Source organism: Paenibacillus sp. P46E, assembly GCF_001909095.1.
Classification (GTDB): domain Bacteria; phylum Bacillota; class Bacilli; order Paenibacillales; family Paenibacillaceae; genus Paenibacillus_AQ; species Paenibacillus_AQ helianthi.
The window spans coordinates 141,356-151,365 of record NZ_LVYZ01000026.1 but is presented as its reverse complement, the minus strand read 5'-3'; the positions used below and the strand labels follow the sequence as shown (position 1 = coordinate 151,365).

Annotated in this window: 4 protein-coding genes; 1 reads left to right on the top strand and 3 read right to left on the bottom strand. The window is 51.1% G+C overall.

What is annotated here, in order from left to right:
• Window positions 1-353: 353 nt before the first annotated feature.
• Window positions 354-1,250 carry a LysR family transcriptional regulator gene (locus A3849_RS05870; protein ID WP_074110566.1) on the bottom strand — a complete coding sequence of 299 codons (897 nt, stop codon included), beginning with the start codon at window positions 1,248-1,250 and terminating at the stop codon, window positions 354-356.
• Window positions 1,251-1,369: 119 nt separating this feature from the next.
• On the opposite strand from A3849_RS05870, the gene dapA reads away from it, so the two are divergent.
• Entirely contained in the window at window positions 1,370-2,245 is an 876-nt protein-coding gene (gene dapA, locus A3849_RS05865; protein ID WP_074107718.1) for a 4-hydroxy-tetrahydrodipicolinate synthase, read from the top strand.
• 130 nt (window positions 2,246-2,375) lie between these two features.
• Here dapA and A3849_RS05860 read toward each other — a convergent pair whose 3' ends face one another.
• Both A3849_RS05860 and A3849_RS33865 read right to left on the bottom strand, forming a co-directional pair.
• Complete coding sequence (locus A3849_RS05860; RefSeq protein ID WP_074110565.1) at window positions 2,376-3,887, bottom strand: DEAD/DEAH box helicase; 1,512 nt, start codon at window positions 3,885-3,887, stop codon at window positions 2,376-2,378.
• A 243-nt stretch (window positions 3,888-4,130) separates the two neighbouring features.
• Window positions 4,131-9,785 carry a rhamnogalacturonan lyase family protein gene (locus A3849_RS33865; protein ID WP_074110564.1) on the bottom strand — a complete coding sequence of 1,885 codons (5,655 nt, stop codon included), beginning with the start codon at window positions 9,783-9,785 and terminating at the stop codon, window positions 4,131-4,133.
• Between the last annotated feature and the right edge of the window lie 225 nt (window positions 9,786-10,010).

Sequence of the window (10,010 nt, the reverse complement as noted above, 5' to 3'; positions counted from 1 at the left end):
TTCTCTTGGTGAACGTCTAGCCCCGCGCATCTTTCTAAAATCGCCTCCATCCACATCACCCCTGGAATCAGTTTGACGCAGGTCATGTACCCTCAAGTAAAAGGATTTTTATACACGTGCTCATAGCAACAATTGGCGGTACTCGTGGGATACAATCGGCCGGTTTGGGACTCAGAGTATGTCCTACCAAAAAAGCCTCGGCCTGTGACCTGCACTTCCATTATGGAAGACACAGATTCACAAGCCAAGACATTTTCATTCATGATGGTGGCCGTCAGGCCATGTTAGTTTGGGACAGCGCCTTTTTTTGATCTATACCCGAGACAAATTATCTTCTTTACCTGCCCACGATTTCACAACGCTACACTCTTCGCCTGAGCATCCGCCAGCAGCATCTGTATCAGGGATTGCAGCGGCAGCGATTTCCACTTCTTCGGATGGATAAGCAGCTGCAGATCGAAATGGATTTCAGGATGCACAAACGGCAGCTCAGCAAGCGTTCCGCGTTCAATCTCTTCTTCAGCTACGATTCTCGGAAGCAGGGCAATACCCAGCCCATTGCGTACGCAGCGCTTAATGGCCTCCAGATTGGACAGCTCAAAGCCGATACGGAAGTTTATTCCATGCTCGCGCAGCAGATTCTCGAACAGACTGCGGTAAATACAGCTCTCCTCTGAGACGATCAGCTCGCATTTATTCAAATCCTGCAGCGTCACTTGGTCCAGTCTTGCCAGCGCGTGCCCCTTTGGTGCCACCAGCACCAGCGGCTCATCCCTGATGATCATACGCTCAAGCTGTGTATCTGCTGTGCTGCGGTCCAGCATCAAGCCGATATCCACCTCGCCATCTCTAATTTTGGCCACCAGATTGGCTTCCTGTTCGGTTTGCAGATGAATGTTTAATCCCGGAAACGTTGTCCGAAGCTGCTGCAAAAAAGGCGGCAGGTAAAAGGCGGCCAACGAATCTATCGTCCCAATCGTCAAGGTTCCTCCAATCTGCTGGGCGATCGTTTCTTTGGAGCGGTCATATAAATCCAGAATCTCCACGAACAGCTTGAGCAGCTCTTCTCCGGGTGGGGTCAGGCGCAGTACCCGTCCATGCCGCTCCATCAGCGGAACCCCATATTCCTTCTCAATCTTCTGGATCTGCGTGGTCACACTGGACTGTGCGTAACCCAGTTCTTCAGCCGCCCGGGTAAAGCTTTGCCGCTTTGCGACCTCACGAAAGGTCCGCATATATGTTAAATCCATAAGTTCACCCCAACATCAATATTATTGATAACCCACATCATTTATTATAGCTAACGCCGATGGAATATTCCATGCTACAGTAAGATAAAAGGATTTCAACATTTTGGAGGCCGATATTCATGTTAACAGAAGAACAGATTTATGGTATCTATGTTCCCGTGGTAACCCCGTTCAATACTGCTGGAGAGATCGATCTGGAATCGTATCAGCGCTATGTGAACAACATCATCAAGAACAGTATTCATGGTCTGGTCGTTAATGGAACCACTGGAGAATCGCCGACAGTCAACATACAGGAGCTACAGACCCTCGTGAACACCTCAAGAGAGCTATTGAAATCCAGCTCGATTCCACTGGTTATTGGCACAGGGACCAATGACACCGCATCCACGGTAGCCCGCACCGAAATGGCGGCAAACTCCGGCGCTGATGCTGTACTGGTTGTAGTACCCTATTACAGCCGCCCTTCCCAGCAAGGCATTATTGAGCATTTCCGCAAAGCTGCCGAGGTAGGTATACCTGTCATGGCTTATGATATTCCGGGCCGCGCCGGAGTCGGTATGACCATCGATACGGCACGAACAATCCTGGAAATGAATAATGTTGTCGGTTTAAAAGATTGCTCTGGTTCGCCGCTGCTCGTCTCTGAGCTGTCCCGCCTGGGCTCGAAGCCGGTGCTGTGCGGCGATGACCTTCATTTCTTCGAGATGCTGGGCTGTGGAGCCGCCGGTGGTATGCTGGCCTCGGCCAATGTCCATACTGCGAAGTACCTGGGGATCTACGAGCAGTTCCGGAATGGAAAGATTGAAGAGGCAAGAGCAGAATTTGACCGGCTCATCCCGCTGATGAAGCTTCTCTTCAAGGAATCCAATCCCGCTCCGATCAAATGGCTGCTTAATGCCTATGGAGAAATCTCCTCGGATACGCTCCGCCTGCCAATGACCCCAATCAGCTCCGAGCTGCGTGAGGAATTGGGAGCTTATCTGGCCGGGTAGCACCTGTTTGAAGAATAATATGCTGTACAAAAGAACCGCCAAGGACAGTCTCTGACTGCACCTTGGCGGTTCTTGTTGGTATATGCACCTCCGTTAGGAGACGCTGATATTGTATTGCCAAGACCGCAGTTTATTGCGATCTGCCTGCTTTGGCAGCAGGTCTGCTGCTTGGACGGTGGCTGTGGTTGTTGCCTGGTCTGCCAGCCTGACCGGCTGCAGGTCTGCTACTCTGACCGGAGCCGTTCCGCTCACCTGGTCTGCCGCTATAACCGGCTCCGCTGGCAGCAGCACTCCCAGGTCTTGCTCCTGCTGCTGATTTGCTTCCCGCTTCCCCGCTTGGTCTGCTGCCCGCACTGCTCTTGCTTCCACCGGAACTGCTGCCCGGACGGTTACCTTGTGTGAACCACTCCGACTTCGGCTTGCGTGCCGGATTGGTCTTCGGCTTGGCAGCCGGCTTCGCCGGGGCTTTGGCCGGACGCTCATTCAGCAATGCCTGAGCACTTTTGGACATCGGATACGCATGGTCCTTCACTTCCGGAATCGTCTTGCCGATCAGCTTCTGGATATCCTTAAGGTACGGAATTTCTTCGGCTTCGCATAGAGAAATGGCAATTCCGCTCATGCCTGCACGGCCGGTGCGGCCGATACGGTGAACATAGGTTTCCGGAATGTTAGGCAGATTGAAGTTGATAACATGTGACAGCTCATCAATATCAATCCCGCGGGCGGCAATGTCCGTAGCAACAAGCACGCGTGTAGCCCCGCTCTTGAAGTTGCGCAGCGCATTCTGGCGGTCATTCTGGGACTTGTTACCGTGTATTGCTTGAGCGGTAATGTTAATTCGGGTCAAATCGCGGGTCACCCGGTCAGCTCCGCGTTTCGTGCGGGTGAAGACCAGTGCAGACACAATCGATTTGTCCTGCAGCAGACGGTTCAACTGATTCTGCTTATTGCCGTTCTCCAACAGATAGATCGACTGCTCAATTCTATCCACAGTGGAGGAAACCGGGGTAATTTCGATTTTCACCGGGTTCACCAGCAGTGTTTTGATCAGATTCGAAATTTCTGTCGGCATTGTAGCCGAGAAGAACAGGGTTTGTTTTTTGGCTGGCATTTTGGCAATAATCCGCTTTACATCATGAATGAAGCCCATGTCGAGCATGCGGTCTGCTTCGTCCAGTACAAGAATCTGCACATATTGCAGATCGACATGCTTCTGGTTGATTAGATCAATCAGCCGTCCTGGTGTAGCAATCAGAATATCTGCACCCTGGCTTAATGCGCGTTCCTGCGCTTTTTGCGATACACCGCCGACAATAGCTGTTGAACGGATGCTGGTGAATTTGCTGTAGGCCTGAATATTTTCCGAGATTTGCAAAGCAAGCTCTCTGGTAGGTGTGAGAATCAGCGAACGAATCCGGCGTTTGCCGCCAGTTACTGAAGGCTGCTGGCTTAACAATTGGATAATCGGCAACGAGAACGCGGCTGTTTTGCCTGTTCCGGTCTGTGCACAGCCAAGGACGTCTCTGCCGGCCAATGCCGCAGGGATGGACTCCTCCTGAATTGGAGTAGGGGTTGTATAATTTTCCTGGCTCAAAGCCTTGAGGATCGCAGGGATCAAATTCAAATCATTAAAAGTCATGTTGTCTCCTTAATTATCAATACATATATTTTCAGTTCATGAACGAACAGTATTCAGCTTATTCCTGCGTCTCCACATAGCGCAGTTGTAAGTCATAACACATAATGATACCACATATCCGCATATAAAATAACCCCGCCCGTTGAGGTTATGGAATTGGAGCTGCTTGAGAGGAACTCTTGTGTCATGTTTGGTACTAAAAAAACCTCCGCATCCTATCGATGCTGGAGGTCCATGATCCTTCTATTGGACGGTAACCTTCATAATTACACTCTCGCTTGTGCCGGAACTGTTGACCAGTTCCGCACGATATTCATACACGCCTGCTGTGCGGTTCAATACAGATGTCACGGCTGATTGGGCATTCGGCGTATTTGCGCTTAGAGGCTGCGTATCGACCAAGACACCATTTTCATAAAGACGGTAAATTGTCGCATTCATTCCCCACCATAGGTTCATTGTCACATTATAATTCCCGTCACCATCCCAATTATCATTTGATAACACAGGAACGGCGGGAGCCGCGTCTTTCACCGTTACCTCAAGCGGACTGGAAACCGATGTTCCCCAAGAATTAGTAAGCTCTGCAGTGTAGGTATAAGTCCCGTTTGCTTTTCCAGTCAGATTGGTCACCGCAGTTTGCGCCTCCGGAGAGTGATCGGCAAAAGCCTTGCTGTCAATCAGCTTGCCGTTCTCGTACAGCTTATAGCTGGTTCCATTGTTGCCCCACCACAGATTCATTGTGATTTGGTAATCGCCATCCTGTAGTCCAGTGTCATAACCGCTATTGCTGGACAGCACCAGCTTCCCGGGTACACCCGCCGCCTTCTGCGGACCGCCTACGATCTGGATAGCCGGTGCCGGTGGCGCCTCCATTCCCGTCCCCAGATAGAAGCCTGGATGCGGCGGCTGATTATAGCCTACGTTCTGCCAGGCCACCGCCAGGCGGTAGACCGGATCTTGCATCAGCGTGCGGATCCGGTAATCGGTCAGCATGGTGGTGGTGTATATCCGCAGCTCCGTGCTATCGGCGGAACGCCACATGATTTCCTCGCGCCAGTCGCCATACAAGTCTGCTTGCAGGCTGGGATTGGCTTTAGTTCCGTTGTTCGAGGCCACTCCCACGGCTTTTAACAGATTGCCTGTCGTCTGATTTGCATAGTCCCATTTATCCACCCGGTTGTCATCCATCAATTCCCGCAAAAGATCGCCATCCCACCATACCCCGAAGTTCGTTGAAGAAGGCAGCGTATTGCTTATCAGTTCCCCCTTGGCGCTGTATAAGCCGGTAACCGGAATTTGCTGCCCATTTGTAATGGTTGCCGCCCAGACCTCTTCTCCCAAATGATTCGGATCAATGTCTGCCGACATGCCCCGGCCTGTATCAATGCCAGTATACACACCCCACAGCGCTTCGCCGGTTGCGGCATCACGCATTTCCATGCCATATTTGGAATCTACATGCTCATGAACATCAAAGACCTCCAGTCCCAGTCTTGCCGGGTCCAGATCTCCGAAGTGAATGGCATCGCCATGACCGAGCTTCGTGTTATACAGCGGCTGGCCGTCATCATCAATCGCCATGGCTCCGAACGTAATTTCATCCTTGCCGTCCCGGTCCACATCACCTATGGATAAGTTGTGATTGCCCTGGCCCGTGTATTCCCCATGCCCTTCGTCACTAGAATCAAACCGCCATACCTTGCTCAGTTTACCATCCTTGTAGTTATAGGCAGCCAGCACCGTCCGCGTATAATAACCACGGCTAAAAATCACACTGGGGTGCTCACCGTCCAGATAGGCCACCGCCGCCAGAAACCGGTCCACACGGTTGCCGTATGCGTCGCCCCATCCGCTCACATCGCCGCGTGGCGGGTCGTACTCCACCGTATCTACTGCCCGGCCCGTCATCCCGTCGAATACGGTCAGATATTCATTCCCGAGCAGCACGTAACCGCTGCTGTTACGGTAATCCGCCGTGGCATCACCAATCACTGCACCTTGGCCATCGATCGTGCCGTCTGCGGTTTTGAGCATCACCTCTGCACGGCCGTCACTGTCCAGATCATAGACCATTAACGGGGAATAATGGGCCCCAGCACGGATATTCCGTCCAAGGTTAATCCGCCAGAGACGGGTTCCGTCCATTTTGTAGGCATCCATATAGACAATCCCTGTGTAGCCTGCCTGAGAGTTGTCCTTGCTGTTCGAAGGTGACCACAGCATAACAATCTCATATTTTCCGTCACCATCCAGATCCCCTACACTCGCGTCTCCGGCATTGTAGGTGTAAGGCTGGCCATCCTTCGTATAATCATCTGCAGGCTTCTGGAGCGGCACAGACAGATACTGCTGCTGCCATACACCGAATACTTCCGAAGCGGATTGCTCTGCACCATTTAATACGGCTTTTAATGTATATTTGGAGTCCACTGTTCCCTTGGCATCAAGCAGATTTGTACTGCCTGTCAGAGGTTTTACATTTACTTTTTTTCCATCACGGTACACATTAAAAGCTATCGAATCGGGATCAAGCCCCAGCATCCGCCAGCTGAGATACATTCCTTCATTCGTCTTGACCGCAACCGGCGCACGATCCAGGTTTTCCATATTGCGAAAGAGCGTGGTTACAATCGGGGTCTCCAGCATAGCGGACAGCCCGGAAATTCCACCCGCATTGACGGAGGCCACTTTATAATAATAGGGTATCGTACTTAGAATGGTACTGTCCGTATAGGACGCCATCTTCGTCTTGCCAATCAGGACATATTCGCCGCCAGCGGATTTTGACCGGTACACATTGAACAATTTGGCGTCTGTATCTTCGTTCCAACGGAAACTAACATCATTTTTGTGTATGGCCAGCAGCTCCAGGCCGCTTGGAACAGCAGCTTTGGCAACGGATGGATCAATCATTGACACCAGCAGAAGGTTGGAAGCCACCGACTCCAGTCCGGTGCTGTCCATCGCAGTAACTGAGTACTGGTAATCCATCCCAATATCTGCTGTAGAGTCTGTAAAGGTCAGACTCGCTGTTTCCCCCAGAAGCTCTGCACTCTCAGCTACTGTGGCCTTCCGGTACACCCTATATTTAGAGGCCCCGTCGATACCTGCCCAGGAAAGGGTTGTTGTTACCGGATCATGGTGAAGATCCAGCTGATCCAGCTTGAGATTCGCCGGTGCCAGCATCAGTGGTGTAATCTCTACTCCGTTAAGATGAGCGGTCGTACCACTGAACACCAGATTCATCTGGCCGTCTTTGATGGAAATCTGGCTGTACTCCTTCTCAGCTATACTCCCTTTACCGGAAGAAACGGTTCCATAATCTTTCCCTTCGATCGATACGTTTGTTTTGGTAGATCCGGTCCAGTCACCGGTATATGTCTTGACGGAATAATAGCCATTCGGCATATCTACCTTGAATTCATAGGACCCGCCAAAATAAATGACGAAATCCCGGCGCAGCGCATCCGTCCCGTCCCCACGGTCACGGTCGCTCATCCCGGCGCTTGAAGTCAGGCCATAACCCAGCTCCGGCGTATAAAGGACGCTTCGGTTCACTTCAGTGTAACCTGCAGCGATTGGTGAACCGGCAGGTCCAAAATCATAACGGTACCGGGACTGCTTCGTAGTAAGTGTCAGCGGCTCGGAAGGTTCCGATTCCCCGCGCCCATTGACTGCTGTTACTCTCACTGTATAGCTCTGGCCTTCAGCCATCCCGCTTACTGAAATCGATGAAACTGTGGCAGAGCCAATCATGGCATAAGCAGATACATCGGCTGAAGCCAGTTTGCGGTAAATTTTGTAGATATCCGCCCCTTCTACTGCATTCCATTTCAATACAGCACCTGCATTGCTGACATTGCCTGCCGCCAGGCCTGCGGGCTTCAACGGAACTGCAATAGGGGGTTCACTCTCCCGGACCTCTCCAGACAATGGGATGTCCAGAGCCGCGATGCCTCCGGCAATCAGACGGGCCATTTGAATGGCTCCATACTCCTGAAAATGGGTATTGTCACTTGATCCAGCCGGAAAGGCCGCATAAACCCCCGGGTCCGTATATAGAAATACAGCCCGCGTAGCCTCAAATCCGATTGAGTTGTAATAAGCGATACTTCGCGAGCTTAGATCTACCAGCTCTACATTAAGCTCGGTGGCGACCTCTTTCATCGCCTGCACGTATTCCGGGAAACTGACATTGAATTGGCCCTTCTCAGCGTTATAATCCCGGCGGCCCATTGGCGTCAGCAGAATCGGCGTGGCTCCACGCTGCCTGGTGCCTTGAACGTAGGTTTTCAGATAATTTTTGTAATCAGCTGGTGAAGCATAACGTTCAGGCACGCTGATCGTAGAATCGTTATGTCCAAACTGTACGAGAAAATAGTCACCCGGCTTAATCTCCCGGAGGATCTCATCCAATCTGCCTTCCACAATGAAGGACTTCGAGCTGCGCCCCCCAATGGCATGATTATTGAACTCAACCGCTGTGGTAAAAAATTTGCCGAGCATCTGGCCCCAGCCCGCCTGTGGCTTCCAATACGGATCATAGGTCTGTACAGTAGAATCCCCTGCAATGTATACCGTAGGCTTCTTACCGGCTGTGCGTTCAGGCTGTTTTTTGATCACAAGCGCATTAAGTACGGGTCTCGTGCCAGTAAATACGAAATTCATCTGTCCGTCTACCAGCGCAATATCGAAGCTCATCTCCAAAAATTGTCCTGCACTCTTGCTGGTAAGCTGTACCTTCTGCATGCTTTCTACACGGATAGCCACATTCGTATCGCCGCTGCTGTCACCCGCGATTAGAGATACCGTATAATCACCGTTCGGCACATCGATATTGAACCCTGTGTCCTTAACGATTACAAAATCCGTTCTTAAGGCATCCGCTGTGCCTCTGTCAGCTCCGCTTACTTTGGACGTATCCGTGAATCCATATTTGCTGTCCTCGGAGTAGGCAGTCCCGGCCTCGACCTTCAAATAACCGTTTGCTGCGGCACCCGGCCCGAAATCAATGGCATATTCGTTTCCTTCCGGCAGCGGTGCAGGCGTTGTGTCATTCGTGCTCTCTACAATGACCGGACCACTAAGGTCCGACTCCACGCCTTTATCATTGACAGCGGATACAAAATAGGAGTACTGGCCACCTTCAACGACTTGTTTGTCTATATAATTCGTATCTGCCGTCGATCCCAGGTGCAGAACGGCACCGCCTGTCTCCCTGCTTCGATAAACCTCGTAATAGACTGCATTCGTAACGGTGTTCCAGTGAAGCGAAACACTTGATGCGTCTACAGCAGTAACCGTAAGACCTTCCGGTGCCGAAGGGGGCTGAGCAATCGCCTTTTGAATAACAAGACCGTTTAAATACCCGCCAGCCCCCGTTCCTGACACACCTAAGGTCAATTGCCCATCGAGCACTGTGGTATGGTAAGTCGACTGATTCACATTCTGCTTACTGGCAATCGTTCCGGTCGCGGCTCCTTCCAGGGTAAACGTGGTTTGAGTAGTGCTGGTACCCGTAAGCATATCTCCGGAATAGACAGTGACATCATACTCTCCGTTCGGCAGATCTACCAGAAAAGAGTAGGACGTACCCAACACAAAATCATTGCTTAGCCCGTCTCCCCCCGAACGGTTTCTGGAGGCCACAGCCTGATCTAGACCATATCCCAGCTCTCTGGTGTACAGCAAAGCTTCATGAACAGCAGTGTATCCTTCCATTACCGGACTTGATGCCATGCCAAAATCATACCGCAGCTCCAGCTGCGAGGACTGCACCGATACACCATCCCCCTGCTCAGCCCCATACACAAGCGCCGGAAACAAAGTGGAACATATCATCACCCATGTTAAAAGAAGCATTACCGTATGATTGCTCTTACGATTTCTACTCATCTTCTGTGATTCACCCGCTTTCAATTTTTAAAAGCCTTTGGATCACTCGTCTAGCAATGTAACCGCTTTCCAAACAAACCAGTTGCTTCTTCTTTTGCTACTCCAGCTACTGCATTCCTAACTGCTTACACTACACGTTGCACCCTCTCCCTTCGAGATCCAGTTCATCTGAGCTCTGTGACTTTTTTTACCAGAAAGTTACAGCTTCAAATCGATACTATCATT

Excerpts from the sequence above, each read along its gene's own strand:
- A3849_RS05870 (WP_074110566.1), bottom strand. The coding sequence starts at position 1,250 with ATGGATTTAACATATATGCGGACCTTTCGTGAGGTCGCAAAGCGGCAA.
- dapA (WP_074107718.1), top strand. The coding sequence starts at position 1,370 with ATGTTAACAGAAGAACAGATTTATGGTATCTATGTTCCCGTGGTAACC.
- A3849_RS05860 (WP_074110565.1), bottom strand. The coding sequence starts at position 3,887 with ATGACTTTTAATGATTTGAATTTGATCCCTGCGATCCTCAAGGCTTTG.
- A3849_RS33865 (WP_074110564.1), bottom strand. The coding sequence starts at position 9,785 with ATGAGTAGAAATCGTAAGAGCAATCATACGGTAATGCTTCTTTTAACA.